The organism is Pseudomonas sp. HY2-MNA-CIBAN-0224, assembly GCF_040310285.1.
GTDB classification, from domain to species: Bacteria; Pseudomonadota; Gammaproteobacteria; order Pseudomonadales; family Pseudomonadaceae; genus Aquipseudomonas; species Aquipseudomonas helleri.
The window spans coordinates 1-265 of sequence record NZ_JBEOPQ010000592.1; the positions used below are offsets into that span (position 1 = coordinate 1).

General features: G+C 46.4%; 1 protein-coding gene. It reads right to left on the reverse strand.

The window, feature by feature from the left end; translation table 11 throughout:
• Nucleotides 1-265, reverse strand: a 265-nt coding sequence (locus AAEZ03_RS27680) for a hypothetical protein (protein ID WP_350583081.1), incomplete at both ends; no start/stop codon positions are given.

A 265-nucleotide genomic window follows, 5' to 3' on the forward strand; every position in this document is an offset into this window, starting at 1 on the left:
CAGCATCACAGACTCAATACCTAAGCCTTTGAGCGTATCCAGCATTGAGCGGGCATTATCACGTACTTTATCGCTAAAGTAAAAGCACGCCAGCGCTTGCCATGTGGTTGAGGAGCTTGTTTGACAAGACAACACAACCGCTGAGCTGGCACGCTGGCTCAGTAAATCGATCGTTAAATCATTGTCTGCCTTTGCACCAGTAGCACCTTTATCCAAAGCAAAGTCTACATGACCAATACGATATAGAACGCCATCAATCATGGCT